At 66.6% G+C, this 25,792-nt stretch carries 21 protein-coding genes; 11 read left to right on the top strand and 10 right to left on the bottom strand.

Features of this window, described 5'->3' with window-relative positions; translation table 11 throughout:
• Positions 1 to 16: 16 nt before the first annotated feature.
• Positions 17 to 1,051: a helix-turn-helix transcriptional regulator gene (locus AC5LXK_RS12955; RefSeq protein ID WP_493389172.1), complete on the bottom strand. Its 1,035-nt coding sequence runs from the start codon at positions 1,049 to 1,051 to the stop codon at positions 17 to 19.
• Between the two features lie 151 nt (positions 1,052 to 1,202).
• Here AC5LXK_RS12955 and AC5LXK_RS12950 point away from each other — a divergent pair, with 151 nt between their 5' ends.
• Complete coding sequence (locus AC5LXK_RS12950) at positions 1,203 to 3,461, top strand: glycoside hydrolase family 3 C-terminal domain-containing protein (RefSeq protein WP_493389171.1); 2,259 nt, start codon at positions 1,203 to 1,205, stop codon at positions 3,459 to 3,461.
• A gap of 71 nt (positions 3,462 to 3,532) precedes the next feature.
• Here AC5LXK_RS12950 and AC5LXK_RS12945 read toward each other — a convergent pair whose 3' ends face one another.
• Positions 3,533 to 4,711, bottom strand: coding sequence for a GNAT family N-acetyltransferase (locus AC5LXK_RS12945; protein ID WP_493389170.1), 1,179 nt, complete (start codon positions 4,709 to 4,711; stop codon positions 3,533 to 3,535).
• A gap of 108 nt (positions 4,712 to 4,819) precedes the next feature.
• Between AC5LXK_RS12945 and AC5LXK_RS12940 the strand changes: the two genes are divergently transcribed.
• Together AC5LXK_RS12940 and AC5LXK_RS12935 are read left to right on the top strand one after the other, a co-directional pair.
• Positions 4,820 to 6,538: an NAD+ synthase gene (locus AC5LXK_RS12940; RefSeq protein WP_493389169.1), complete on the top strand. Its 1,719-nt coding sequence runs from the start codon at positions 4,820 to 4,822 to the stop codon at positions 6,536 to 6,538.
• 83 nt (positions 6,539 to 6,621) lie between these two features.
• Positions 6,622 to 6,960 (top strand): P-II family nitrogen regulator, encoded by a 339-nt coding sequence (locus tag AC5LXK_RS12935; protein WP_006398637.1) that lies wholly within the window; start codon positions 6,622 to 6,624, stop codon positions 6,958 to 6,960.
• A gap of 141 nt (positions 6,961 to 7,101) precedes the next feature.
• On the opposite strand, the gene AC5LXK_RS12930 is transcribed toward AC5LXK_RS12935, so the two are convergent.
• Together AC5LXK_RS12930 and AC5LXK_RS12925 are read right to left on the bottom strand one after the other, a co-directional pair.
• Entirely contained in the window at positions 7,102 to 8,178 is a 1,077-nt protein-coding gene (locus tag AC5LXK_RS12930) for a porin (RefSeq protein WP_493389168.1), read from the bottom strand.
• Between the two features lie 561 nt (positions 8,179 to 8,739).
• Positions 8,740 to 9,666 (bottom strand): LysR family transcriptional regulator, encoded by a 927-nt coding sequence (locus tag AC5LXK_RS12925; protein WP_493389167.1) that lies wholly within the window; start codon positions 9,664 to 9,666, stop codon positions 8,740 to 8,742.
• Positions 9,667 to 9,799: 133 nt separating this feature from the next.
• Here AC5LXK_RS12925 and AC5LXK_RS12920 point away from each other — a divergent pair, with 133 nt between their 5' ends.
• Entirely contained in the window at positions 9,800 to 10,297 is a 498-nt protein-coding gene (locus tag AC5LXK_RS12920; RefSeq protein ID WP_493389166.1) for a GNAT family N-acetyltransferase, read from the top strand.
• Between the two features lie 64 nt (positions 10,298 to 10,361).
• Here the strand turns inward: AC5LXK_RS12920 and AC5LXK_RS12915 are convergent, their stop codons facing one another.
• The 4 genes from AC5LXK_RS12915 to AC5LXK_RS12900 all read right to left on the bottom strand — a co-directional run bounded on the left by AC5LXK_RS12915 (position 10,362) and on the right by AC5LXK_RS12900 (position 13,558).
• Positions 10,362 to 11,141 (bottom strand): ABC transporter ATP-binding protein, encoded by a 780-nt coding sequence (locus tag AC5LXK_RS12915; protein WP_493389165.1) that lies wholly within the window; start codon positions 11,139 to 11,141, stop codon positions 10,362 to 10,364.
• A gap of 18 nt (positions 11,142 to 11,159) precedes the next feature.
• Positions 11,160 to 11,873: an ABC transporter permease gene (locus AC5LXK_RS12910; RefSeq protein ID WP_282505738.1), complete on the bottom strand. Its 714-nt coding sequence runs from the start codon at positions 11,871 to 11,873 to the stop codon at positions 11,160 to 11,162.
• Entirely contained in the window at positions 11,870 to 12,559 is a 690-nt protein-coding gene (locus AC5LXK_RS12905; protein WP_089468159.1) for an ABC transporter permease, read from the bottom strand. Before AC5LXK_RS12905 ends, AC5LXK_RS12910 begins: the two co-directional genes overlap by 4 nt.
• A gap of 216 nt (positions 12,560 to 12,775) precedes the next feature.
• Complete coding sequence (locus AC5LXK_RS12900; protein WP_493389164.1) at positions 12,776 to 13,558, bottom strand: ABC transporter substrate-binding protein; 783 nt, start codon at positions 13,556 to 13,558, stop codon at positions 12,776 to 12,778.
• Positions 13,559 to 13,922: 364 nt separating this feature from the next.
• Here AC5LXK_RS12900 and AC5LXK_RS12895 point away from each other — a divergent pair, with 364 nt between their 5' ends.
• Positions 13,923 to 14,621 carry a pirin family protein gene (locus AC5LXK_RS12895; RefSeq protein ID WP_493389163.1) on the top strand — a complete coding sequence of 233 codons (699 nt, stop codon included), beginning with the start codon at positions 13,923 to 13,925 and terminating at the stop codon, positions 14,619 to 14,621.
• A 70-nt stretch (positions 14,622 to 14,691) separates the two neighbouring features.
• On the opposite strand, the gene AC5LXK_RS12890 is transcribed toward AC5LXK_RS12895, so the two are convergent.
• Positions 14,692 to 15,249: a periplasmic heavy metal sensor gene (locus AC5LXK_RS12890; RefSeq protein ID WP_493389162.1), complete on the bottom strand. Its 558-nt coding sequence runs from the start codon at positions 15,247 to 15,249 to the stop codon at positions 14,692 to 14,694.
• A 224-nt stretch (positions 15,250 to 15,473) separates the two neighbouring features.
• Between AC5LXK_RS12890 and AC5LXK_RS12885 the strand changes: the two genes are divergently transcribed.
• Positions 15,474 to 16,199: a response regulator gene (locus tag AC5LXK_RS12885; protein WP_006493394.1), complete on the top strand. Its 726-nt coding sequence runs from the start codon at positions 15,474 to 15,476 to the stop codon at positions 16,197 to 16,199.
• Positions 16,183 to 17,499: an ATP-binding protein gene (locus AC5LXK_RS12880; RefSeq protein WP_493389161.1), complete on the top strand. Its 1,317-nt coding sequence runs from the start codon at positions 16,183 to 16,185 to the stop codon at positions 17,497 to 17,499. Before AC5LXK_RS12885 ends, AC5LXK_RS12880 begins: the two co-directional genes overlap by 17 nt.
• A gap of 42 nt (positions 17,500 to 17,541) precedes the next feature.
• Here the strand turns inward: AC5LXK_RS12880 and AC5LXK_RS12875 are convergent, their stop codons facing one another.
• Positions 17,542 to 17,808, bottom strand: a complete 267-nt coding sequence (locus AC5LXK_RS12875; protein ID WP_493389160.1) for a double-stranded DNA-specific endonuclease — start codon at positions 17,806 to 17,808, stop codon at positions 17,542 to 17,544.
• Between the two features lie 506 nt (positions 17,809 to 18,314).
• Between AC5LXK_RS12875 and AC5LXK_RS12870 the strand changes: the two genes are divergently transcribed.
• The 4 genes from AC5LXK_RS12870 to AC5LXK_RS12855 all read left to right on the top strand — a co-directional run bounded on the left by AC5LXK_RS12870 (position 18,315) and on the right by AC5LXK_RS12855 (position 25,786).
• Positions 18,315 to 20,072, top strand: a complete 1,758-nt coding sequence (locus AC5LXK_RS12870; RefSeq protein ID WP_493389159.1) for an ABC transporter permease — start codon at positions 18,315 to 18,317, stop codon at positions 20,070 to 20,072.
• Between the two features lie 22 nt (positions 20,073 to 20,094).
• Positions 20,095 to 21,432, top strand: a complete 1,338-nt coding sequence (locus AC5LXK_RS12865; RefSeq protein WP_493389158.1) for an ABC transporter ATP-binding protein — start codon at positions 20,095 to 20,097, stop codon at positions 21,430 to 21,432.
• A gap of 572 nt (positions 21,433 to 22,004) precedes the next feature.
• Positions 22,005 to 25,004, top strand: coding sequence for a type VI secretion system Vgr family protein (locus AC5LXK_RS12860; RefSeq protein ID WP_493389157.1), 3,000 nt, complete (start codon positions 22,005 to 22,007; stop codon positions 25,002 to 25,004).
• A 95-nt stretch (positions 25,005 to 25,099) separates the two neighbouring features.
• Positions 25,100 to 25,786: an ankyrin repeat domain-containing protein gene (locus tag AC5LXK_RS12855; protein ID WP_493389156.1), complete on the top strand. Its 687-nt coding sequence runs from the start codon at positions 25,100 to 25,102 to the stop codon at positions 25,784 to 25,786.
• Positions 25,787 to 25,792 lie beyond the last annotated feature (6 nt).

The following is a 25,792-nucleotide window of genomic DNA, read 5'->3' as shown; positions in this document are numbered from 1 at the left end:
TCAGAAAAAAGGTGCGTCAACGCCACCGGCCGCCGTGTCCGTCGCGAAAGCGGCTCGGCGCGGCGCCGAGTTCACGCGTGAAGAAGCGTGTGAACGCGCTCGTCGAACGGAAGCCGACGCGCACGCCGATCTCGCCGATCGGCAACTGCGTATTGAGCAACAGGTCACGCGCTTCGCCGAGGCGCGCCTGTGCGACGAGCGCATGGAAGCCGACGGCTTCGCGATGCAGCCGCCGGCGCAGTGTCCAGCGCGACATCGCGAAGCGCGTGCACACATGCTGCATCAGCGTGTCGGTCGGCACGTCGATTTCGTCGGACGTGCGCAGCCAGTCGCGCACGCACTGCTCGACCGACGAGCCGAACGTCGAGCGTGCACGCACGCGCTCGCGTGCGGTGTCGGCGGCATGACGCTGGATGCCGGCAAGCGGCGCGTTGTAGCGCTCGAACGGCGTGTCGAAGTGCGCGGAGTGCAACACGATGCGGTTGTGCGCGGCGTCGAACGACACCGGCGCGCCAAGCATGTCGCGCAGCGCGGCAGCGGGCGCGAATGCCCGGCCGGCGAATTCGGCGTCGTGGACGCGCACGTGCGGGTCGTAGAGCCGTGCGAGCGCCGCGAGGATCGCGAGGTTCGCGAACGCGCTGCCCGCGTGCCGGCCGTCGCCTTCGTTCACGTATTCGAGTGCGATCGCGTCGCCGTTCTCGTGCGCGAGGACCCAGTCGACGTTGCCGATCAGCTCGCGGTAGCGCAGGTAGCCGTGCAGCGCATCGCGCAGCGTCGCCGCGTTGCACGTGATGCCGGCGAGTTCGGGAAACGGCACGAGCCACGGCACGACCTGCGGCGGCGGGCGATGCCACGACAGCGGCCAGCCGCTCGTCAGCCGTATCGCGGCGACGTGCCGGTCGCCCGCGATGCGGCGTGCATCGTCGGCGAGCTCGGCGGGCCCGATGCCGAGCGTGTCGTACAGCGGTGCGAGATCGATGCCGCTCGTGCGCGCGTCTTCGCACAGCCAGCGGTAGATCCGGACGGATACCGATTTCTGTTGCAACTCCATGTCTGTCCCCCTGTCGTCATGCCGTTCGGGTTTGTCCCCGCTGCGAGAGGTCAACGCATGCTCCTGCCGGTCAAGCGTGGTGACCGGTCAATTTTTAGACTCGGACGCTGGAGTGAGGGCATAAGTACAACAGAACGATTCTGGAGGATCAATGAAAACTTCGCTGTTCCGGTGTTCGACGATTGCGTCCGCGTGCGCGCTCACGGTGCTGCTCGCGTCGTGCGGCGGCGACGACATCCACGCGGGCCCGACCGTGCCGGCCGACCCCGACGCGGCGGCCGACCAGCGCGCGGCCGCGCTCGTCGCGCAACTGACGACCGACGAGAAGCTGCAGCTCGTGCACGGCACGGGCATGCCCGCGCTCGACCTGGGCGGCCCGTTTCCGGCCGACGCGCTGAACGGCGCAAGCTACATCCCGGGCGTACCGCGCCTCGGCATTCCGGCGGTCAGCAGCGCCGATTCGGCGGGCGGCGTGAACGTGAAGAATGCGCGCGTGACCGCGCTGCCCGCGCCGGTCGCGCTCGCGGCGACATGGGACCCGGCGCTCGCGGGCGCATACGGTACGCGCATCGCGCTCGAACTGCGCGCGCTCGGCTTCGCGGAAGGGCTCGGCGGCGGCGTGAACCTCGCGCGCGAGCCGCGCAACGGCCGCACGTTCGAATACATGGGCGAGGATCCGGTGCTCGCGGGCACGCTGAGCGCCGCGCGCACGCAAGGGACGCAAGCGCAGAAGGTGATCGCGACGATCAAGCATTTCGCGTTCAACGACCAGGAAACCAACCGGATGACGATCGATTCGGTCGTCGACGAGCGGACCATGCGCGAGGCCGAACTCCTCGCGTTCGAAATCGGCGTGAAGGACGGCCAGCCGGGCAACGTGATGTGCTCGTACAACAAGCTGAACGGCGTGTATGCGTGCGAGAACCCGTACCTGCTGACGACCGTGTTGAAGAACGAGTGGGGCTTCAAGGGCGTCGTGCAGTCGGACTGGGGCGCGACGCACTCGACGGTCGCCGCCGTGCAGGCCGGGCTCGACGAGGAACAACCGGGTGCGGCCGACGACGGCAACGCGCCGCTCGGCTCGTACTTCAATTCGAAGCTGCGCGCGGCGCTGCAGGCTGGCAGCGTGTCGGCTGCGCGGCTGAACGACATGGTGCAGCGCAAGCTGCGCACGCTGATCCGCATCGGCGTGATGGATGCGCCGCCGAAGCCGGGCGGTGCGATCGACGAAGCTGCCGGCAATGCCGATGCGCTCGCGATCGCGCGGCAGTCGGCGGTGCTGCTGAAGAACGCGGCCGCGCCGGGCGATGCGCAGCCCGTGCTGCCGCTTGCGGCAGGCGCGCTCAAGTCGGTCGTCGTGATCGGCGGGCATGCGGACGCGGGTGTATTGTCGGGCGGCGGTTCGGGTGCGGTGCCGGCGATCGATGGCAACGCGGTGACGACCTGCCAGCAACCGGCCGGCACGCTGTTCGGCGGGTGCGCGACCTGGTACAAGTCCGCGCCGCTCGCGGCGATCCGCGCGAAGGCGCCGAACGCATCGGTCAGCTATCTCGACGGGACCGACGCGAATGCGGCAGCGACCGCGGCCGCGCAGGCCGACGTCGCGATCGTGTTCGCGACGCAGTGGCAGACGGAAGGGCTCGATCTGGCGAGCCTGTCGCTGCCCGATGCGAAAGCCGATCCGTACAACCAGCAATACGACCAGAACGCGCTGATTGCCGCGGTCGCCGCGAAGGCGAAGCGCGTGATCGTCGTGCTCGAGAACGGCAGCCCCGTGCTGATGCCGTGGCTCGCGAACGTGCATGGCGTGCTCGACGCGTGGTATCCGGGCGTGCAGGGCGGCCAGGCGATCGCCGACCTGCTGTTCGGCGACGCGAACCCGTCGGGCCGGCTGCCGCTGACGTTCCCGAAGCAGGAGGCCGACCTGCCGCAGCCGACGATCGATCCGACGCGCACGCAGACCGTCTATGCGGAAGGGCTCGCGTACGGCTATCGCTGGTTCGACGCGAAGGCGATCGAGCCGCTGTTTCCGTTCGGCTACGGGCTGTCGTACACGACGTATGCGTTGTCGGCGATGTCCGCGCAGGCCGATGCAGCGGGCAACGTGACGGTCGGCGTGACGGTGACGAACACGGGAGCGCGGGCCGGCGCGCAGACGGTGCAGATCTACGCGGCGCTACCCGCATCGCTCGGCGAACCGCCGAAGCGGCTCGTCGGCTGGACCAAGGTCACGCTGCAGCCGGGCGAGGCACGCACGGTCAGCGTCGCGGTGCCGGCGCAGCGCTTTGCGGTATGGGATGCGAATGCGCACGCATGGCGGATCGGCGCGGGCAGCTACATGCTGTCGGCGGCCGCGTCGTCGCGCGACCCGCAGGCGCTGTCGCAGGCAGTGACGCTCGCCGCGCACTGAACCGGAGGCGGCCGTGCGTCATGCGGCGAGGCCGGTCGTGGCCTCGCCGCATGACGATGCGCCGGACGACGCTACTCGGTGCCGCGCCGGAACGGATCGTGTTCGCGCAGTTCGTCGACGTACGCGTGAATATGCTCGGTCTCCCGTTCGAGAAAGCGCGCGACCGCGTCGGAGAACGCCGGGTGCGCGAGCCAGTGCGCGGAGTGCGTGACGGTCGGCAGGAAACCGCGCGCGAGCTTGTGTTCGCCCTGCGCGCCGCCTTCGAACGTGTCGAGCCCGGCCTCGATGCAGAATTCGAGCAACTGGTAGTAGGCCGTTTCGAAATGCAGGCAGGGCACGTGCTCGATGGCCCCCCAGTAGCGGCCGTACAGCGTGCCGCCGCCATGCTCGCCGCGCCGGTACACGGCGAGCGCGCTCGCGATTGGCCGGCCGTCGGCTTCCGCGATCACGAGCAGCAGGTTCTCGGGCATCGTCGCGCCGATCGTGCGGAAGAAGTCGAGGTTCAGGTACGGGCTCGAATAGTGCTCGCGGTAGGTCTGCCGGTAGCAGCGCGAGAAGAAGCGCCAGTCGGCGTCGGTGATCCGGTCGCCGGTCAGCCGCCGGAACGTCACGCCCGCGTCGTGCACCTTGCGCCGCTCCGCGCGGATGTTCTTGCGTTTCTTCTGCTCCAGCGTGGCGAGGAAATCGTCGAAGTGGCGATAGCCGTCGTTGATCCAGTGGAACTGCACGCCTTCGCGCAGCATCATCCCCATCGACTCGAGCAGCCGCGCTTCGTCGCCGGTCGGGAACAGCACGTGCAGCGACGACACGTCGCTCTGCTCGGCGAACGCGAGCAGCGTGGCCGCGAGCCGCCGGCGCGCGTCGTCGTCGGCCGCGAGCAGGCGCGTGCCCTGCACCGGCGTGAACGGCACAGCGCACAGCAGCTTCGGGTAGTAGGGCAGGTCGTTGCGCTGGTACGCATCGGCCCATGCCCAGTCGAATACGTATTCGCCGTACGAATGCTGCTTCGCGTAGACGGGCGCGGCGGCCGCGAGGCGGCCGGTGCTCGCGTCGGTCAGCGTGACGAAGTGCGGCGACCAGCCGGTATCGTCGACCGCGCAGCGCGCGACGTGCAGCGCGTCGAGGAATTCGTGGCGCAGGAACGGTGTCGGCTGCGTGTCGCGCGCGAGCAGCGCGTTCCATTCGTCGGCCGGCACCTCCGCGGGGGACGACAGGATGCCCGTGCGATAATCGATGCGTTCGTGTTTCAAGCGTGAATCCGTACCGTTGGATGTTGCCGGATGCGTGCCGCGGTGGCCGCGCCCGGGTCGATTTCGTCAGCCGTTCAGGGCGCGCCGCCGGGTTGCGCCGATCCCGCCATGAAGACCCGACTCGCTCTCGCCCAGATCAACGTCACCGTCGGCGACTTCGCCGGCAACGTCGCGCGGATCGTCGCGGCCGCGCGCGCCGCGCACAACGATGGTGCGCAGCTGATGGTCGCGCCCGAACTCGCGCTGTCCGGCTATCCGCCGGAAGACCTGCTGCTGCGACCCGCGTTCTACGCGGCGGCCGCCGCCGCACTCGACGCGCTGGCCGACGCGCTGAAGGCGTTCGACGGGCTCGCGGTGCTGGTCGGCCATCCGTTGCGCGGTGCGGGCAGCGGTGCGGGCGACGATGCACGCGCGCCAGCCGTCGATGGTAATGCAAACCGCCCGATCGAGCGCGGCGTGCCGCCCGTCGACACCTTCAACGCGGTGTCGCTGATCGTCGGCGGCGAAATCGTCGGCACCTACCGCAAGCAGGATCTGCCGAACGCCGAGGTGTTCGACGAGAAGCGCTACTTCGCGACGGACGCCGAGCCGCTCGTGTTCGCGCTGAACGGTGTGAAATACGGCGTGATCATCTGCGAGGACGCGTGGCACGCATCGGCCGCGCAGATCGCGAAGGCGGCCGGTGCGCAGGTGCTGCTGATCCCGAACGGCTCGCCGTACCACATGAACAAGGAAGCGGTGCGCATCGACATCCTGCGCGCGCGGATCCGCGAGACCGGGTTGCCGATGGTGTACGTGAACCTCGTCGGCGGCCAGGACGAGCTCGTGTTCGACGGCGGCTCGTTCGTGCTCGATGCGCAGGGCGCGCTCGTCGCGAAGATGCCGCAGTTCGACGAAGGGCATGCGATCGTCGAATTCGACGGCGCGCGGCCGCTGCCCGGTGCGGTCGCGCCCGAGCTGTCGACGGATGCGCAGGTGTATCGCGCGCTCGTGACCGGCGTGCGCGACTACATCGGCAAGAACGGATTTCCCGGTGTGCTGATCGGGCTGTCGGGCGGCGTCGATTCGGCGCTGGTGCTGGCCGTCGCGTGCGATGCGCTCGGTCCCGGGTGCGTGCGCGCGGTGATGATGCCGTCGCGCTTCACGGCCGACATTTCGACCGCCGACGCGGCGGAGATGGCGCGGCGCGTCGGCGTGCGCTACGACGAGATCGCGATCGCGCCGATGTTCGATGCGTTCCGCGCGGCGCTGGCCGGCGAGTTCGCGGGCCGCGCGGAAGACGCGACGGAGGAGAACATCCAGGCGCGCATCCGCGGCACGCTGCTGATGGCGCTGTCGAACAAGTTCGGCTCGATCGTGCTGACGACCGGCAACAAGAGCGAGATGGCGGTCGGTTACTGCACGCTGTACGGCGACATGGCCGGCGGCTTCGCGGTGATCAAGGACCTCGCGAAGACGCTCGTGTACCGGCTCTGCCGCTATCGCAACGAAACGGCCGACTACCCGCTGCGCGACGTGATTCCCGAGCGGATCCTGACGCGCGCGCCGTCGGCCGAGCTGCGCGAGAACCAGACCGACCAGGACAGCCTGCCGCCGTACGACGTGCTCGACGCGATCATGCGGATGTACATGGAAGAAGACCGGCCGCTCGCCGAGATCGTCGCGGCCGGGTATGCGCAGGCCGACGTCGAACGCGTGACGCGGCTCATCAAGATCAACGAATACAAGCGCCGCCAGGCGCCGATCGGCATCCGCGTCACGCATCGCGCATTCGGGCGCGACTGGCGCTACCCGATCACGTCACGCTTTACCGAACGTCTCGATTGAGCCGCGCTGGGCCGGATGCGGCCCGCAGGCTTACAATCGGGATCGCGATTTTTCATCCAAACGAGCATTGGGGGACAACCACCATGAAACGCATCACCGCCATCATCAAGCCGTTCAAGCTGGACGAAGTCCGCGAAGCGCTCGCCGAAGTGGGTCTCACGGGCCTGACCGTGACGGAAGTGAAGGGCTTCGGCCGCCAGAAGGGCCACACCGAGCTGTATCGCGGCGCCGAATACGTCGTCGACTTCCTGCCGAAGATGAAGATCGAGGTGGTCGTTGCCGAAGCGCAGGTCGACCAGGTGATCGACGCGGTGATCGGCGCGGCACGCACGGGCAAGATCGGCGACGGCAAGATCTTCGTGTCGGACGTCGAGCGCGTGATCCGCATCCGCACCGGCGAAGAGAACGAAGCGGCCGTCTGAGCGGCCGCACTCGTCACAGGGCCGCGCAAAGTCGGCCCCGCCAATAAAAAACGGTGCGATACCCGATTGGGTACCGCACCGATACGCGCCTCTCGCAGCAGCGTGGAAAGTGTTGTCGAATCGTTCGTTGACGGCGCCTGATCAGAACAGGTGCTGGATGCCGGCGTAGACGCCGGTCTGGCTGCCGCCCGGATTCGGGTTGCCCGTCGACACGGCCGTACCGGCGCCGTTCGCGTTCAGGCCGAAGTTCGCGTTCTTGCTGTTGCGCACCGTTGCGACCTGCAGGTCGAACAGCGTGCGCTTCGAGATGTTGTACGAGCCGCCGACCGTGTAGATGTTCGCGTTGCCGCCGCCGTTGTTCGCGTTCACGTGATACGCGGCTGCGATCAGCGCCGCTGCCGGCGTAGCCTGCCACGTCACGCCGCCCCAGACCTGCTGGGTGCCGGTGATGCCGCCGTTCACGGCCGGGCCGCCGCTGCCGTCCGCGCGCGATGCCTGGTACGCTGCCTGCAGCTTGAACTGGCCGAGGAACACGTTCACGCCCGCGAAGTATTCGCGCGAGTAGTTGAACACGTCCGAGAAGCGGCCGTTGCTGTCGCGCGTTTCGTCGTAGATGCCGCGCAACTGGAACAGCGAGTTCGTGTAGGTAACCTGACCGCCCATTGCACGGCCCGGTTGGCCGGCCGTCGTGTTGCCGTTGAAGCTGGTCGAGTTCGAGAACGAGAACTGGCCGTAGAAGTCGAGGCCGTAGAGCGACGGCGACTGGTACGACACGTTGTTGCTGGTCTTGTTCCAGTTGCGGCCGCGGACGAGCGAGGCGGTCGACCAGGCCGACTGGCCGAACGGGTCGAAGTCCCACACGCCGTTGGCGATCGCGAGTTCGCGACCCAACAGCAGCGTACCGTAGCGGTCGTTCGAGATACCGACCGTCGCATAACGATCCCAGATCGAGCCGCTGAAGCCGCCGGTCATCGTGTTGAACGCGCCTTCGAGGTGGAACAGCACCTTGTTGCCGCCACCGATGTCTTCGCTACCCTTCAAGCCCCACAGGCTCGTGCCCCAGTCGCCGCTTTCCGCGCGCACTTGGTGGCCGTTTTGCAGGCCGTTCATGTACTCGATGCCTGCATCCAGGCGGCCATACAGCGTGACGCTGCTCTGCGCGTGCGCCGTCACCACCCCAGCAGCCATCAGCGCGGCCGCGACCAAAGCTTTCTTCATCGTCTCCTCCATACCCTGTCAAAAAGTCAACCCAGAACTGCACGAGATGCCCGGAGCGACAAGCGCCGGGCAAAAGCGGGATAACCAGGGAGACCTCGTGCAGGGCCGGTAAGCGCAGCACGCGGGCAAGCGGACGGAAATACCGTTGAGCGGTCCCGCGCAGCCGGGTCGGCCTGCAGGGTCTCCTTGTAGTGTCGTGAAGCTAAACTACATTTCACGAACTTCGTTTTGCTACTTTGGTTACTAATTTAGCAAAAATACAATTTTGTGGCGATGGAAATCGTTGTTTGACTAACCGCTGTCGCCAAATTGCCATGCAACACGGTGCGCAACAGGTACACCAAGGGTTCGCAACTACCGGAAAACCCTTGTCCCGTAAGGGAGACACGATTTCTGCGGACATGGGTCAAGGATTGCCACTATTGACGTTGCCGGGGCGCGAGCGTAAGCGCGAAAGTCGCGAAATTGGTAAGTATTTCGTAATGAATTCCGCGCTTTCGACAGATGCCGGCTGGCGCCTGAAGCCCTGTCGTACAAGGCGTGCGGCCGGGCGTCCGGAATTCAGCCGGGGCTCGGCCGTGCGTCGAGCAACTGGGCGCGAATCCAGCGGTGTGCATCGGTGCGCGCATGCTTGGCATGTGAGTAGACCTTCACCGTGTAGCGCGGGATCTCGAACGGCGCGGGGAAGACGCGGATCGGCGCCGCGTGCCGCAGCGCCTGCGCCGCGCGGTTCGGCACGGTCATCAGCAGTGACGATTCGGCAATCACGAACGGCGCGGCCAGCACGGTCGGCAACTGTACGGCCACGTGCCGCGCGAGGCCGAGCCGGTCGAGCACATGGTCGACGACGCCGCGCGATTCGTTCCACGGCGTGACGACCACGTGGCGTGCCGCGAGATACTGGTCGAGCGTCAGCCGGCGGCCGATGTCGGGGTGCGCGGCACTGGCGATCACGACGTAGTCGTCGGAGAACCAGTCGAAATCCTCGATACCCGGTGCATCGGCCGCCGATTCCTCGTGATAGCCGAGCGCGAAATCGATGCGGCCGGCCGCGAGTTCGTCGACCGAAATCTTCCGGTCGGAATGGACGACGCGGATCCGCAGGTGCGGCGCGACGTGCTGGATGCGGGCCAGGAACGCCGGCAGCACGGCGAACGCCGTGTAGTCGGTCGCGGCGAACACGAACGTGCGGTCGCTTTGCGCGGGATCGAACCGGCGCGCGCGGGCGAGCCCCTTCGACATCGCGTCGAGCGCGTCGCCGGCCCAGGTGGCGATGTCGTCGGCGCGCACGGTCGGCTGCATCTCGTTGCCGAGGCGCACGAACAGCGCATCGCCGATCGCGTCGCGCAGCCGCGCGAGCGCATGGCTCAACGCGGACGGGCTCAACGCGAGCTCGTGCGCGGCCGCTGCGACCGACCGGTGGCGGTACAGCGCGTCGAACACGAGCAGCAGGTTCAGGTCGAGGCGGCGCAGGTCAGGATGCATCATGTTCAGGTCTGGATGAATAAACTGCACTTCCTGCAGTCACCGCGTGAACGTAGCATGACGGTTTGATCGGCGCCAGCGCGGTTCTGTGCTGCCGCCTTCCGTTTCAGATCCGGGCCGGAGGAGGGCTCAACCCGTGCAAATCGATATCCGTTCCGCGACCGTCGCCGACGTACCGCTGATCCTGCGCTTCATCACCGAGCTGGCCGTCTACGAGAAGGCGGAGCACGAAGTCGTCGCCACGCCCGCGTCGCTCGAACGCAGCCTGTTCGGCGAAGGGTCGCCGGCGCGCGCGCTGATGTGCGAGGTCGACGGCGAGCCGGCCGGCTTCGCCGTGTATTTCTTCTCGTACTCGACGTGGCTCGCGCGCCAGGGGCTCTATCTCGAGGATCTGTACGTGTCGCCGCGTTTTCGCGGGGCGGGCGCCGGGTTGCGGCTGCTGAAGGCGCTCGCGCGGATCGCGGTCGAATCGGGCTGCGGGCGTTTCGAATGGAGCGTGCTCGACTGGAACGAACCGGCGATCCGCTTCTACGAGAGCGTCGGCGCGGCGCCGCAGAGCGAATGGGTGCGCTACCGGCTGGCGGGCGACGAACTGCGCGCGTTCGCCGACGGCGCGCCGGTGAGCGCCGCGTAAACGCAAAACGGGCGCCGCGCGGCGAACCGCGGGGCGCCCGTCCGGGCATCGTGAGATGCGTGCGTTACTTGAGGCTGCCCGACAGGAACCCGCGCAGGCGTTCGCTCTTTGGATTGGCGAATACCTCGGCCGGCACGCCTTCTTCCTCGACGCGGCCCTGATGCAGGAACATCACGTGGTTCGACACGTTGCGCGCGAAACCCATCTCGTGCGTGACGACGATCATCGTGCGGCCTTCCTCGGCGAGCTTCTGCATCACCTTCAGCACTTCGCCCACCAGCTCCGGGTCGAGCGCCGACGTCGGCTCGTCGAACAGCATCACGTCCGGATGCATCGCGAGCGCGCGCGCGATCGCCACGCGCTGCTGCTGGCCACCCGACAGGTGCGACGGATACTGCTTCTCGACGCGCGGCGCGAGGCCGACCTTCTCGAGATACTCGCGGGCGCGATCCTCGGCTTCCTTCTTCGGGAGGCCCAGCACGTTCACGGGCGCTTCCATCACGTTCTCGAGCACGTTCATGTGCGACCAGAGGTTGAAGTGCTGGAACACCATCGACAGCTTGGTACGCACGCGCTGCAGCTGTTTCGAATCGGCCGCGCGCAGTGCGCCCGTCTTGTCCTTCGTGGTCCGCACTTCCTCGCCGTCGACGACGATGCGGCCCGCGTTCGGCTGCTCGAGGAAGTTGATACAGCGCAGCATCGTGCTCTTGCCGGAACCGGACGAGCCGATCACGCTGATCACGTCGCCGGAGTTCGCCTTCAGCGACACGCCTTTGAGCACCTCGTTGTCGCCGTACCGCTTGTGCAGATCGTCGACGAAAAGCTTCTGAGTCTGGGAATTCATCAATAGTCCTGCGAAAACTTACTTGCCTTGCGGGCGCAGATACGCGAGCCAGCGGCGCTCGGCCTGGCGGAACAGCCACACGAGCGTGAACGAGATCACGAGGTAGAGCAGGGCGGCGATGCCGAACGCGTGGAACGACATGTAGGTCGCCGAATTCACGTCGCGCGCGATCTTCAGGATGTCCGGCACGGTCGCGGTGAACGCCACCGTCGTCGCGTGCAGCATCAGGATCACTTCGTTGCTGTACAGCGGCAGCGCACGGCGCAGTGCCGACGGCAGGATCACGCGGCGATACATCGTGAACGTGGACATCCCGTACGCACGCGCGGCTTCGATCTCGCCGTACGACGTCGCCTTGATCGCGCCCGCGAAGATCTCGGTGGTGTACGCGCAGGTGTTCAGCGTGAACGCGAGCAGCGTGCAGTGCATGCCGTCGCGGAAGAACGCGTCGAGCATCGGCGTGCCGCGCACGGCCTGCAGGCTGTAGAGGCCCGTGTAGCAGAGCAGCAGCTGCACGTAGAGCGGCGTGCCGCGGAACACGTACGTGTACAGCCACACGGCGCTCGACAGCCACTTCTTCTTCGACACGCGCGCCACGGCGAGCGGTACCGACAGGCAGAAGCCGAGGCCGATCGACACGACGAGCAGCCACAGCGTGATCGCGACACCGGTGATGCGATAGCCGTCGGTGTAGAGATAGTTGCGCCAGTATTCTTGGATGAGTTCGATCATAGGTCAGCCTTGCGGACACCGGTCGAGTAGCGCTTTTCGAGCCACATCAGCACGAAGTTCGAGATCGTCGTGATGGCGAGGTAGACCGCACCCGCGATCAGCGTGAAGAAGAAGAACCGCAGCGTGCCCTTGCCGGCATCCTGCGACGCCTTCACGACGTCGGCCAGGCCGATGATCGACACGAGGGCGGTCGATTTCACGAGTACCTGCCAGTTGTTGCCGATGCCCGGCAGCGCGAAGCGCATCATCTGCGGGAACATGATCCGCGTGAACACCTGCCAGTTCGTCATCCCGTATGCGCTGCCGGCCTCGAGCTGGCCGCGCGGCACCGACAGGAACGCACCGCGGAACGTCTCGGTGAAGTACGCGCCGTAGATGAAGCCGAGCACGAGCACGCCGGCGAGGAACGGGTCGATGTCGATCTGGTCCCAGCCGAGCGCGTCGGTCGCCATGTTCAGCCAGATCTGCAGGCTGTAGAACAGCAGCAGCATCAGCACGAGGTCGGGTACGCCGCGGATCAGCGTCGTATAGACGGTGCCGATGCCGCTCGTCACGCGGTTGCGCGACAGCTTCGCACCGGCGCCGAGCAGACCCAGCAGGAAGGACAGCGCAAGCGAAAGCACCGCCAGTTTGACGGTTTGCCAGGTGCCTGCGAGGATCAGCGGGCCGTAACCTTGTAGAAACATATGTGGTCCTTGACGGCGCACGCGGTGCGCCGCGAAAGACGCGCCCGCCAAGCTGCGCGGAACGCCCCGTGCGTATCATGACCGTCCGCCCCGGCAACGGTGCCGGGCGAGCCCGTCGCGCGAGCGGCGGGCAAGGGGGCGGGCGGCGCGTGGTTGACTGCCTTTACTGCCGACTGCGGGGCCGCCCCCGCATCCGTTGCTTCTTCCGGTCTGCGCTCAGCGGGCCGGAGCCGAATAGACGCTGAACGAGAAGTACTTGTGCGACAGCCGGTCGTACGTGCCGTCCTTGTGCATGTCGGCCAGCGCCTTGTTGATCTTGAGCTTCAGGTCCGTATCTTCCTTGCGCAGGCCGATCGCGGTACCGTCGCCGATCGTCTTCGGATCCTTCACTTCCGGCCCGGCGAACGCAAAGCCCTTGCCGCGCGGCGTGCGCAGGAAGCCGTAGTCGGCCTGCAGCTCGTCCTGCAGCGTCGCGTCGAGGCGGCCCGAGCCGAGATCGGCGTAGACCTGGTCCTGGTTCTGGTAAGGAATGATCGTCACGCCCTGCGGTTCCCAGTACGCCTTCGCGTAGGTTTCCTGCGTCGAGCCCTGCTCGACGCCGACGCGCTTGCCCTTCAGCGACGCGATGGTCGGCAGCAGCGGCGAGCCGGTCTTCGCGATCATGCGCGCCGGCGCGTCGTACACCTTGTCGGAGAAGTCGATCTGCTCGCGGCGCTTGTCCGTGACGGTCAGCGACGACACGATGACGTCGTACTTCTTCGCCTTCAGCGCCGGGATGATCCCGTCGAGATCCTGCGCCACCCACACGCATTTCACGTTGATCCGCTTGCAGATTTCCTTGGTGAGATCGACGTCGAAACCGACGATCTCGCCGCTCGGCGCGGTCGACTCGAACGGCGGGTAGCTGGCATCGACGCCGATCCGCACGGTCTTCCACTCCTTCGCGAAGGCGCTGCCCGCCACGAGGGCGAGGGCGGCGCACAGGGCGGCCTTCTTCATTTCCATCCTTCTGTTGCTGACTTTCCGGGGGCGCTCGCGGCCGGTCGGACCGGGCGCCGCGGCGTATTCTAGACGGCCAAAAATCGCCGAACGGCGCTTGGGCGTTGGCGGCCGCCGGAACGGCGAACGCCAAAAGGGCGGTATTTTACCCGAACGCGATACCCGGAAAACCGCAATCCGGCCCGATCGATCGATTCTTCGATTCGGCTGTTGCGACAATCGTGGTATTCGCAACGAGTATTACGATCATTGGCGACGCGGGTGCAACGATGCGGTGCGCCGGCGGCGGATTGTGGCGCGTTCGGCCTCCTACTAAAGTCGAGGTAAACCCGAACAAAGAATCTGCCCCCGGAGTGTCCGCCCCATGTTCCAGATCCGCCGCGCCGAAGACCGCTGCCGCTCGCACCAGGGCTGGCACGAATCGAGTCACAGCTTTTCGTCCGCAGGCCGTGCCGCGAACACGCATCCGCCGGTCGGTGCGCTGCAGGTGCTGAGCGAGGACCTGATCGCGCCGACGCGCGGTTTCGGGATGCAGCCGCGCCGCGACGTGGAGATCCTGACTTACGTGCTGGACGGCGCGCTCGCGCACCGCGACAGCCTCGGGTGCGGCGCGATCGTCCGTGCCGGCGGGATCCAGCGAATGAGCGCCGGCACGGGGCTCGTGCACAGCGAAACCAACGCATCGTGCGACCGGCCGCTGCATCTGCTGCAGATCTGGCTGCAGCCGGCCGAGCGGGGCGGGCGGCCCGGCTACGAGGAGCGGCACTTCGCCGACGACGAGAAGCGCGGCCGGCTGCGGCTCGTCGCGGCGCCGGACGGCGGCGGCGGGGCGCTGTCGACGCGGGCCGACGCCCGCATCTTCGCGGGGCTGATCGACGGCGACGAGGCGGCTGCGTTCGATGTGCCGGCCGGGCGCAGCACCTACGTGCACGTGGTGCGCGGCGACGTCGAGGTCAACGGCCGCGCGCTGGCCGCCGGCGACGGCGCGCGGATCGGCGGCGTGGACGCGGTGGCGTTCGCGCGCGGCCGGTCGGCCGAGGTGCTGCTGTTCGACGTCGCCTGAAACGTAAAAAAGGGGGCGCAGGCCGGTGCCTGCGCCCCCTTCGGCGCCGCTCGGGGAGCGGCCCGCCGGCTTACTGCGCCGGGGCCGACGCGGCCTTCGCCGCGCGGTGTTGCTGCCAGCGTTCCTTCATCTTCTCGTGGCGCTGCTCCATCTTCGCGAATTGCTGCTTGAGCGCCGTGCTGACCGTGGTCTTCTGCTGGTCGTTCAGGCCGTTGTAGAACGCGAGCCATGCGGCGGACGACTGCTCGCGCAGTTGCGCGTTCTGCTGCTCGGCCTGCTGGCGTGCGGCGTGCATCGCGCTCAGGTCGAGGATCGGCTGGCTCTGCTGCGCCTTGAACTGCTCGCGCATCTGCTCGTGGCTCTTGCGCATCGCTTCACGGTTCTGCTTCATCGTGTTGACGGCCGTCTGCCATTGCTGTTCCTGCGACGCGTTGAGCTTCAGCTGATCGTGCAGTTTCATGATCACGCCGAACGGGCCGCCGTCGTGGTGGCCGTGCCAGCCTGCTTTCTGGTGCATGCCGGGGCCGCCCGGCGGCGGCGCATCGGCCGATTGGGCATGCGCGGTGCCGAATGCGAGAGCGAGCACGGTGGCGGCCGCGATGGCCACGCGGGAAGTCTTCTTATACATTTCAGAAACTCCTTGTATCCAAAGGGTCCGGCGATGCGGTGCCGGGAAAGCCGTGTACCGCATCCGGTAAGACGCAGGTTAGCGATGCAGGCCGCGGCCGGTGTTACGTGGGAAGACAGCCCGGTTACCGTGCATTACAGTTCCCTTGCGCGGTAACCCGCAGTAACCCTTTCGTCCCTTTGTTTCGTTCTTTGACTCCGCCCCCGCGCGGTAAACTTCGAGCCATGACTACCCAGATCCTCATCGTCGACGACGACCAAGAACTCCGAGACCTGCTGCGCGACTATCTCGTGCGCCAGGGGATGGAAGTGTCCGTGCTGCACGACGCGGCCACGCTCGAGAAGCGCCTCGAGCGCGAACGGCCCGACCTGATCGTGCTGGACCTGATGATGCCGGGCGTGGACGGCCTGACCGCGCTGCGCCAGCTGCGCGCGGCCGGCGACGACATCCCCGTGATCATGCTGACCGCCCGCGCGGACGACGTCGACCGCATCGTCGGGCTCGAGCTCGGCGCGGATGACTACCTCGGCAAGCCGTTCAACCCGCGCGAGCTGCTCGCGCGCGTGCAGGCCGTGTTGCGCCGCCGCCGTGCGACGCCGTCGGCGGCCGCGCCCGAGCAGCGCGAGCCGTTCGCGTTCGGCCGTTTCCTGCTTGACTTCCAGGCGCGCACGCTGTCGGTCGACGGCAAGCCGGCCACGCTGTCGAGCAGCGAATTCGCGCTGCTGAAGATCTTCGTGAACCATGCGCTGCGCACGCTCACGCGCGAGCGACTGCTCGAGCTGCTGCACGGCCCCGAGTACGACGGCACCGACCGCGGCATCGACGTTCAGGTGTGGCGCCTGCGCCGCATCCTCGAAACGGATCCGTCGACGCCCCGCTTCATCCAGACGGTCCGCGGGCGCGGCTACGTGTTCGTGCCCGACGGCGAGGCCCATGCGCAAACCCATTGATTCACTGTTCGGGCGGCTGGCGCTGCTCGTCGTCGGTGTCCTGCTCCTGTCGCACTTCGCGTGGTTCTTCGCGATGCGGCTCGAGCGCAACCAGATGCAGACGCGTTATGCCGTCGAGGAAGCCACGTTCCTCGTCGACGCGGTGCGCCAGCACGTCGCGCGCACGCCCGACCAGCCGCTGCCGTCACGTGTGCGGCTCGTGGCGCCGGGCAGTGCCGACGTGCCGACCGGCGGCGATTCAGGGCTGCCGCCGCCGCTCAAGCGGTTCCGCGACGATGTGAGCGACCGGATGCCGGCCGGCACGCAGGTCCAGATCGGCGCACCCGGCCATCCGCCCGTGCTGTGGGTGAAGGAACCGACCGACAACAACTGGATCGTGGTGCCCGTGCAGCCGCTGCGCCCGCCGCGTTCGCTCGACCGGATGCTGCTGTGGCTCGGCACGATCTTCTCGGCCGGCGTGATCGCCGCGCTGTTCGCGGCGTGGCAGTTGCAGCAGCCGCTGCGCTCGCTCGCGCGCGCGGTCGCGCGTTTCGGCCGCGGGCAGCCGGTGCCGCCGCTGCGCGAGCGCGGCCCGCGCGAGCTGCGCCAGCTCACGCACGGTTTCAACCAGATGGTGGAACAGGTGTCGCAGGCCGAGAGCGATCGCGCGGTGATGCTGGCGGGCGTCGCGCACGACCTGCGCACGCCGCTGGCGCGGATGCGCCTGCGGGCGGAAATGATGGATGACGCGCGGTTGCGCGACGGCGTCGTGCGCGACGTCGACTCGATGTCGCACATCGTCGACCAGTTCCTGGTGTTTGCGCATGGCGGGGCCGATCGCAGCGAGCCGGTGCCGGTCGACCAGACATGCGAGCGGATCGCGCGCAGCTATCGCGCGGTCGCGCCGAATGCGCCGACGGTCCAGACGCGGCTGGAGGCCGATCCGGGCTTCCGGCTGCCGACGGCGACGCTCGACCGGATCCTGTCGAACCTGCTGGACAACGCGCATGCGTACGGTGCGCCGCCCGTACTCGTCGAGACGGCGCGCACGCCGGCCGGCTATGTGTTGTCGGTCAGCGACAGCGGCGGCGGGATCGCCCCGCGTGACCTTGCGGCCGCCACGCGGCCGTTCGTGCGGCTCGATCCCGCACGTGGCGGGAACGGCCACAGCGGGCTCGGCCTCGCGATCGTCGAGCGGCTCGTGCTCAGGCTGGGCGGCGCGTGCGACATCGGCAACCGCCCCGAAGGCGGGCTGCGTGTGTCGATGACGTTCCCGTTCGAGGTCGTGCCGAAGGACGAACCCCACGCCCAGGCCGCATAAACGGCTGCGGCGCCTGCCCGTCAGGGCAGGCGCCGCGCGGCATCATTCGCCGAACAGCGAGCCGAGCGTCTCGGCCGCGTTGCTGTCGATCGTGTTGTAGGTCACTGTGGTGGCCTCGAAGATGTACACGGTCGTATACCGGCCGAGGCGCTCCAGGATTTCCTCCTGCAACGATTCCGGCACGATGTTCATGTTCAGGTACCACGCCGTCGACGACAGCCGTGTCTGGAACGACCCGTACTCCTGCATGAGTTCATAGAACGCGTCGGCATCCTGATCGCGGCAGACGATCACCAAGTTTCCTGCCATTCCCTTCCTCCCGCTCGTCGGTCGATCCCCGGCGGCCTGTTTACACGGGGAACGCGCGTGCGTTGCCACGAGACGGCCGAAACAGGCCCCTGGGGGCTAACCCCGATCATACCTGCTTCGCCGTATCCGGCTGCTGATGCGCGACACGGATTGCGCTTGCGTGCGGCTGGCGGGTTCCCGGCCGGGCCGGATCACGGCATAATTCGGGCCTGCGCCGGCCGAAGGACTGCGGCCGGGCTGTTCCGTCCGCGCGCCCGCCACCCGCCGCGTGCCGGGCACGATCCGTGCGCCGCCTGCGCCGTCCCCGGACGGTTGTACCTGAAATACAGGTTGGTGTAGTGTCGTGCCGTCGCGGGCCGGCTCGACCGGGCCGCGGCAGCGCATGCACGCACGGCGCCTCGCGCCTGCGCGAGATCGTCAGTCAATCGAATTACCGCGCCCGTGCGCTTTGCCATGAATCAACATCGACTGCCGGCTTCGTTCGGCCTTACCGGGGAGGGCGCCTGATGGACGTCGGATTCTTCAATCCGAACCGGACCGCCAACGCATCCGCGTGGCGCGTGCTGCCCAACCGGTGGGACTTCATCGCATTTCCGCTGATCATCTGCCTGATTGCGATGGCGGTCGTCGGCTTTCACGAGACGATGGCGCCGATCGGCGTGCTGCAGACACAGAAGATCTCGCTCGATCCGTCGAACCTGCCCGAATACGCACTGCGTACCACGCTGCGGATGCTCGCCGCGATGGTCGCGTCGCTCGTGTTCACGCTCGTCTACGGCACGCTCGCGGCCAAGAGCCGCCGCGCGGGCATGGTGCTGATCCCGATCCTCGACATCCTGCAGTCGGTGCCGGTGCTCGGCTTCATCTCGTTTACCGTCACGTTCTTCCTCGCGCTGTTCCCGAGCCGCGTGCTCGGCGCGGAGCTCGCGGCGATCTTCGCGATCTTCACGAGCCAGGCGTGGAACATGACGTTCAGCTTCTACCAGTCGCTGCGCACGGTGCCGCGCGATCTCGACGAAGTGGCGCGGAGTTTCCACCTGACGTCGTGGCAGCGGTTCTGGAAGCTCGAAGTGCCGTTCTCGATGCCGGGCCTGATCTGGAACATGATGATGTCGATGTCGGGTGGCTGGTTCTTCGTCGTCGCGTCGGAGGCGATCACGGTCGGCAACCAGACGATCACGCTGCCGGGCATCGGCGCGTATCTCGCGCAGGCGATCTCGGACAAGAACCTCGGCGCGATCGGCTGGGTGATCGTCACGATGACGGTCGTGATCCTCGCGTATGACCAGCTGCTGTTCCGCCCGCTCATCGCGTGGGCCGACAAGTTCCGGATGGAGAACACCGCGTCGGGCGATGCGCCGCAATCCTGGCTGCTCGACCTCGTGCGCCGCACGCGCCTGATTCATCAGCTGCTCGTGCCGGCCGGCTGGTTCTTCGCGAAGGCCGCGCGGATTCCGCTGCGCCTGCCACTGTCGGGCGCGATGCGGTTTTCGCTGCCGCGCGTCGAGAGGAAGGCGTCGCGCACCGTCGACATCACGTGGGCGATCCTCGTGCTGCTCGGCACGGCCTATATCGTGTGGCGCGTCATCAGCTTCGTCGCGACCGGCGTGACGATGGACGAGGTCGGCCACGTGGTCGTGCTCGGGCTCATCACGCTGCTGCGCGTGGTCGTGCTGATCGCGATCGCGTCCGTGATCTGGGTGCCGATCGGGGTGTGGATCGGGCTGCGCCCGAAGCTGGCCGAGAAGCTGCAGCCGCTCGCGCAGTTCCTCGCCGCGTTCCCGGCCAACCTGCTGTTCCCGGTATTCGTGATCGTGATCGCGCGGTTCCACCTGAACGCGGACATCTGGCTGTCGCCGCTGATCGTGCTCGGCACGCAGTGGTATATCCTGTTCAACGTGATCGCCGGTGCAACCTCCTACCCGAACGACTATCGCGAAGCGGCGACGAATTTCCGCATTCGTGGCTGGCAGTGGTGGCGGCAGGCGATCCTGCCCGGCATTTTCCCGTACTACGTGACCGGCGCGATCACCGCATCGGGCGGCGCGTGGAACGCGAGCATCGTGTCGGAAGCCGTGCAGTGGGGCAACACCAAGATCGAGGCGCACGGCCTCGGCGCCTACATCGCACAGACCACCGCCGCCGGCGATTTCCCGAAGATCATCCTGGGCATCGCCGTGATGTCCCTGTTCGTCACCCTGTTCAACCGCCTGCTGTGGCGCCCGCTGTATGCCTTCGCCGAAGCGAAGCTGCGGCTCGACTGAGACCGATTGAGAGCGAAACGCGATGCACAATCCGAATGCTGTAAACGCCCCCGTCCAGACGTCCCAGCCGCCGCGCCTCGGTGAGGAAATCCTGCGGGTCGACCACGTTTGCCGCGGCTTCAACAAGACGCAGGGCGAACTGCTCGTGCTCGACGACGCGAACCTGTCGCTGCGCGAAGGCGAGATCGTCGGGCTGCTCGGCCGTTCCGGCTCGGGCAAGTCGACGCTGCTGCGGATCATCGCCGGCCTGATCGAGCCGACCGGCGGCGAAGTCAGCTATCTCGGCAAGCCGCTGAGCGGCCCGGCCGAAGGCGTCGCGATGGTGTTCCAGACCTTCGCGCTGTTCCCGTGGCTCACGGTGCTGCAGAACGTGGAAGCCGGTCTCGAAGCGCTCGGCGTCGGTGCGCGCGAGCGGCGCGAGCGCGCGCTCGCCGCGATCGACCTGATCGGCCTCGACGGCTTCGAGAACGCGTACCCGCGCGAGCTGTCGGGCGGCATGCGCCAGCGCGTGGGCTTTGCGCGCGCGCTCGTCGTCGATCCGACGATCCTGCTGATGGACGAGCCGTTCTCGGCGCTCGACGTGCTGACGGCGGAAACGCTGCGTACCGACCTGCTCGATCTGTGGACGCAGGGCCGCATGCCGATCAAGTCGGTGCTGATCGTCACGCACAACATCGAGGAAGCCGTGTTCATGTGCGACCGGATCCTCGTGCTGTCGTCGAACCCGGGCCGCGTGATCGCCGAGATCAAGGTGCCGTTCAAGCATCCGCGCAATCGTCTCGACCCGGCGTTCCGCAAGCTCGTCGACGACATCTACGCGAAGATGACGGCGCGCCAGACCAACGAGGCGACGAAGAAGGGGCTCGAACTCGGCAGCTGGCTGCCGCAGGTGTCGACCAACCTGATGGCCGGCCTGATCGAGACGCTCGCGATGGCGCCGTACCACGGCCGCGCCGACATGCCGGAAATCGCGCGCACGCTGCACCTCGAGGTCGACGACCTGTTCCCGATCGCCGAAGTGCTGCAGTACCTCGGCTTTGCGGACGTGCGCGAAGGCGACGTATTCCTGACGCCGCCGGGGCGTGTGTTCGCGGAATTCGGCACGCAGGAGCGCAAGCTGATGTTCGCCGATCATCTGCTGAAGCACGTGCCGCTGGCCGCGCGGATCAAGAAGGTGCTGAACGAGCGTCCGGGCCATCGCGCGCCGCGCGTGCGCTTCGAGCAGGAGCTCGAGGATTTCCTGTCGGACGGCGCCGCCGAGGAAACGCTCGACGCGGTGATCGACTGGGGCCGTTACGGCGAAATCTTCTCGTACAACGACCAGACCGAGATCTTCAGCCTCGAGGACGTCGAGTCCTGAAGCCGGCGAAGTCGGTCGAAAGCATCCGTCGGACATCGCACGGATGCTTGCCGCGGTTCGAATCGACCGCTCCCCTCAACGGGCCGCACGGCCCGTCCACGGCGTTCGCAACGAGCGCCGGGCGTGACCCCCGGCCACTGCCCACTTGAGCACCTGATCGTGCCCCTGCCGGGGGTACGGGCGCATGGCATGCGTCAAGCATGCCGCGCCCGGTTCGATCTTCGCGCCGCCCCCTCGCTCACGACCGGCTGCGCCATGCGGTCCGCCCCCCCCGTTGAATTGCGCCGCATCGACTCATTCGTTTTCCGGTGTACGCCGCGCGCCGGCCATTCATCGCAGGCCGATCGCGTGCGATGCGTCCGACAGGCGTGCAATTGCTGTCGGTGCTGGCAATAGATATTGGGGATCGATCATGATTGTCGCTGCTCCTCGACATTAAATGCTGACAAATGGTTATGAATTTTCTTGCGGTTTGATATATTTGGCGCCTCCAAGGTGGCTGAGAGCGCCTTGTTGGTGCAATAGCGTCCAGGTCGCGGCGGGTTCGCCGGACAAAAAGAACGAGGTTAATGATGAGTTTCGCAGCAAACGGAAACCCCGAAGGGACGGGAGGGGGCGGTGCGGCCTTGGCCGGCGGCTTGGGCAACCTGGGTTCGATTGCCGGAATGGCGGGACAACTGGGGGCGCTGACCGGCATGCCCGGTGCGGGGCTGCTTGGCGGGGCCGCGAGCGCGGTGCAACTGGCGCAGACCGGCTTGTCGTTGATGGGCAAGGCGCCGGAGTCGATTGCCGAAGCCATCAACAGCCTGACGGGCGGGCTTCCGCGTCTGACCCAGGACAATCGCTTCATCACGATCGAAACGCCGCTCGGTCCGGACGTGCTGCTGGTCAGCGCGGCGGTCATCGACGAACACGTCAATCAGCTGACCGAAACGCATCTCGACCTGCTTTCCCATCGCAACAATATCGAACCCCAGGAAATTGTCGGGCAGCGGGTCAAGATCACGCTCGAGCCGCAGAGCCGCAATTTCAGTCTGACGCGCGTCGTGACGTCGGCGGCGGATACCGAGACGAAGCGATATTTCGACGGTTACGTCGCGTCGTTCGGCCGGGTCGGCAAATCGGGCTCGGTGACCCGTTACGAAATGTCGATCGTGCCGTGGTTCTGGTTTCTGACGCGCTCGACCGATTGCCGGATCTTCCAGAATCAGACGCCGCAGGACATCCTGGCCGACATTTTCCGCGAGATGGGTTTTGCGGATTTCGAGTTCGCGATGCAGGGCGAGCGTCCGAAGCTCGAATACATCGTCATGTACGACGAGTCGTACTACAGTTTCTGCTCGCGCCTGATGGAGCAGGAAGGGCTGATCTGGACGCTTCGCTACGAACAGGACAAGCACGTTCTCGTGATCGGCGACACCAACGCGGTGTTTCAGCCGATTCCGAACCTGAAGACCATTCCGTACGAAGCCAACAGCGCCGCCAGCGAGCAGAACGGCATCGATCGATGGGACGAGGCGTTCAGTTTCCGGGTCGGCAAGATCACGTACCGGGATTTCAACTATAACCAGCCGTCCTCGCAGCTGATGCATGTCGAGGTACCGACGGTCAACCTGAAGCACCCGAACATCCAGACGACGGAGCGTTACCAGTTCCATTCGCTGTATGACCACGGCGACGACGGGCAACGTTACGCGTGCTATGCGATGGAAGCGGAAGAGGCGCTCGCACATCGTTTCAATGGCGCGGGGCATGCGCACGGCATGACGACGAACGGGCGATTCACGCTGGTCAATCACGGCACGTCCACCTACAACAACAAGGACTTCGTGATCCTTCGCGTTCGACATCAGGTGGCGAACGACTATACCCAGCAGACGTCGAAACTGCCGTATCACAACACGTTCACGTGCCTGCCGATCGATATCCCGTTCAGGCCGGAGCGGCGTACGCCCAAGCCGCACATGCAGGGCACGCAGTCCGCGATCGTGGTCGGGCCGAAGGGCGAGGAAATTCACACCGACGGCAGCCGGATCAAGCTGCATTTCATGTGGGACCGGCGCGGCAAGCTCGACGGTTCGGACTCGATGTGGGTGCGCGTGTCGCAACCTTGGGCCGGCAAGGGCTGGGGCGGATCGGCGATTCCGCGGATCGGCCAGGAGGTGCTCGTCTCGTTCAACCAGGGCGATCCGGACAACCCCATCGTCGTCGGGCGCGTGTTCAACGGCGATTCGGGCAACCCGTATCACGGCAGTGGCGGCCAGACGATGGGGATGCGTAGCCAGACGCACAAGGGCGACGGCTTCAACGAACTGCGCTTCTCGGACGTGAACGGCTCGCAGGAAGTTTTTCTGCATGCGCAGAAGGACATGAAAACGATCGTCAAGGACAGCGAGTCGCACACGGTCGAATCCGGTGCGCGGAACGTGTCGGTGCTGAAAGGCGACGAGAGCAAGCATGTCGCGGAAGGCAACCTGTCGGAAAAGATCGCGAAAGCGCGCTTCACCACGGCCAACAGCGTCGGCGTGCAGGCGCTGGCCGGCGATGCCGGGCCGGGCAAGCAGAGCTATCAGGCGACCGACGAGATCGAGCATCGCGTGGGCGCGAGCGTCGTGACGCTGAAGCCGGACAGCATCAAGCTGTCCCACGGCGCATCGAGCATCCTGATCAACCAGAGCGGCATCTTTCTCGACGGCCCGGTGATCCACCTGAACCAGGGGCTGTTCGTGACGCCCGAGCAGGCGATGGCGATCGAGTGGGCCAATCAGCAAGCGATCATCGCGGCGGGTCTCGCATCGGCCGATCCGAAGGTGCAGGCAGCGGCACGCAAGCTTCAGGCGACGGTCAAGGCGCAGCAACTGGCCAAGCTCGCGGAGGCGGTGTACACGCCGGGCACCGCGCCGCCGGGCTGGAAGAACGTGTCGAACGATCCGGAAGCTCTGAAGAAATTTGGCCTGAGGCCGCAGGACCTCCAGATTCCCGGCAGCAATTTCGGATCGCAGGTCTATGCGCCCGATCCCGCGGTGTTCGGCGACAGCATGAAGCCGACGCTGGCCTTCAAGGGAACGCAGCCCAAGGTCAAGGAGGACTGGTCGAACAACCTCAACCAGGGGCTGGGAGACAATTCCCCGTACTACGATCGTGCGGTGACGCTCGGCAAGAAGGTTTACGGCTCCGGAAATGCGGCTGGCCTCGACTTCACCGGTCATTCGCTCGGCGGCGGGCTGGCCTCGGCCGCATCGCAGGCCAGCGGCGCCGGTGCGACGACTTTCAACGCGGCGGGTCTCAATGCCGAGACGCTGCCGCTGTACGGCGCAACGCCGCGGTCGTCGGCCATCACGAACTATCGCGTCGACGGTGACATCCTGACGGGTGTGCAGGAAGGTACGCTGGGGCCGATCAGCGACGTGACGTCGCAATTGATGCCGAAGGCCGTCGGCGAGCAGATCACCATTCCCGGCACCAGCGTGACGACCGTCCAGCGGCACATGATGGGACAGGTGACGAGCGGGCTGAATACGACCGTCGCCGAGCAGCAATCGTCGCTGCTGAGCCAACTTCAGGGACATTGATGAAATACAGCAAGGTCATCGCCGCGGGCGCGGTTGTCGCGGTCATCGGTTTGTCGTCGCCGTTCTGGTGGCCGACTCAAGCACAGGAAACAAAAATGGCAGACTTCAAACGTTACCCGCCCGAAGACTTTTTCGCGGGACCGCAACTCGAGCTGGCGCGTGCCATTCGCGACGGGAACCTCGAGCAGGTCAAGGCGCTCGCGACGCATACCGATCTCGCTACGCTCGGCAACAAGAAGGCCAGCCTGTTGTCGTTCGCGGTGCAGGAAGCCGTGCCGGTGAAGACGGATGCCGCGAACGTGCGCCTGCAGATCGTCAGCGAACTCGTCCGCGACGGCGCCAAGCCCGAACAGCCGTTCGGCGAGAACGGCGCGAACGTCGCGTATCTGGCCGCGCGGGCCGACACGCCCAACCTGCTGAAAGCGTTGCTGGCCGGCGGCATGAGTGCGGATCTCAGGTATGACGGCGATACGCCGCTGCTGTTCGCCACCTGCAAGGACACGCTGTTGCCGCAAATGAGCGTGCTGGTCGAGCACAAGGCGAACGTCAATCTGCGGGATTCGATGAAGGAAACCGCACTCTACGAAGCGACGCGCCTGCGGCAGTGGGACGTCGTCGATTACCTGCTCGCGCACGGCGCCGATCCGTCGGTGAAGAACGATAACGGCCTCGCGTACGCGAAAGTCCTCGGCGACGAGCTGCAGCAGACGCCGAAAGGCTCGCCGCAGCTGGGCCGCATCGAAGCCATTCACAAGCGTCTCGTCACGGCCGGCGTGCAATAACTGCCG

Source organism: Burkholderia pulmonis, from assembly GCF_984667975.1.
This window is presented reverse-complemented; position numbering and strand designations above follow the sequence as displayed.

Excerpts from the sequence above, each read along its gene's own strand:
- AC5LXK_RS12955 (WP_493389172.1), bottom strand. The coding sequence starts at position 1,051 with ATGGAGTTGCAACAGAAATCGGTATCCGTCCGGATCTACCGCTGGCTG.
- AC5LXK_RS12950 (WP_493389171.1), top strand. The coding sequence starts at position 1,203 with ATGAAAACTTCGCTGTTCCGGTGTTCGACGATTGCGTCCGCGTGCGCG.
- AC5LXK_RS12940 (WP_493389169.1), top strand. The coding sequence starts at position 4,820 with ATGAAGACCCGACTCGCTCTCGCCCAGATCAACGTCACCGTCGGCGAC.
- AC5LXK_RS12935 (WP_006398637.1), top strand. The coding sequence starts at position 6,622 with ATGAAACGCATCACCGCCATCATCAAGCCGTTCAAGCTGGACGAAGTC.
- AC5LXK_RS12930 (WP_493389168.1), bottom strand. The coding sequence starts at position 8,178 with ATGAAGAAAGCTTTGGTCGCGGCCGCGCTGATGGCTGCTGGGGTGGTG.
- AC5LXK_RS12925 (WP_493389167.1), bottom strand. The coding sequence starts at position 9,666 with ATGATGCATCCTGACCTGCGCCGCCTCGACCTGAACCTGCTGCTCGTG.
- AC5LXK_RS12915 (WP_493389165.1), bottom strand. The coding sequence starts at position 11,141 with ATGAATTCCCAGACTCAGAAGCTTTTCGTCGACGATCTGCACAAGCGG.
- AC5LXK_RS12910 (WP_282505738.1), bottom strand. The coding sequence starts at position 11,873 with ATGATCGAACTCATCCAAGAATACTGGCGCAACTATCTCTACACCGAC.
- AC5LXK_RS12905 (WP_089468159.1), bottom strand. The coding sequence starts at position 12,559 with ATGTTTCTACAAGGTTACGGCCCGCTGATCCTCGCAGGCACCTGGCAA.
- AC5LXK_RS12900 (WP_493389164.1), bottom strand. The coding sequence starts at position 13,558 with ATGAAGAAGGCCGCCCTGTGCGCCGCCCTCGCCCTCGTGGCGGGCAGC.
- AC5LXK_RS12895 (WP_493389163.1), top strand. The coding sequence starts at position 13,923 with ATGTTCCAGATCCGCCGCGCCGAAGACCGCTGCCGCTCGCACCAGGGC.
- AC5LXK_RS12890 (WP_493389162.1), bottom strand. The coding sequence starts at position 15,249 with ATGTATAAGAAGACTTCCCGCGTGGCCATCGCGGCCGCCACCGTGCTC.
- AC5LXK_RS12885 (WP_006493394.1), top strand. The coding sequence starts at position 15,474 with ATGACTACCCAGATCCTCATCGTCGACGACGACCAAGAACTCCGAGAC.
- AC5LXK_RS12880 (WP_493389161.1), top strand. The coding sequence starts at position 16,183 with ATGCGCAAACCCATTGATTCACTGTTCGGGCGGCTGGCGCTGCTCGTC.
- AC5LXK_RS12875 (WP_493389160.1), bottom strand. The coding sequence starts at position 17,808 with ATGGCAGGAAACTTGGTGATCGTCTGCCGCGATCAGGATGCCGACGCG.
- AC5LXK_RS12870 (WP_493389159.1), top strand. The coding sequence starts at position 18,315 with ATGGACGTCGGATTCTTCAATCCGAACCGGACCGCCAACGCATCCGCG.
- AC5LXK_RS12865 (WP_493389158.1), top strand. The coding sequence starts at position 20,095 with ATGCACAATCCGAATGCTGTAAACGCCCCCGTCCAGACGTCCCAGCCG.
- AC5LXK_RS12860 (WP_493389157.1), top strand. The coding sequence starts at position 22,005 with ATGAGTTTCGCAGCAAACGGAAACCCCGAAGGGACGGGAGGGGGCGGT.
- AC5LXK_RS12855 (WP_493389156.1), top strand. The coding sequence starts at position 25,100 with ATGGCAGACTTCAAACGTTACCCGCCCGAAGACTTTTTCGCGGGACCG.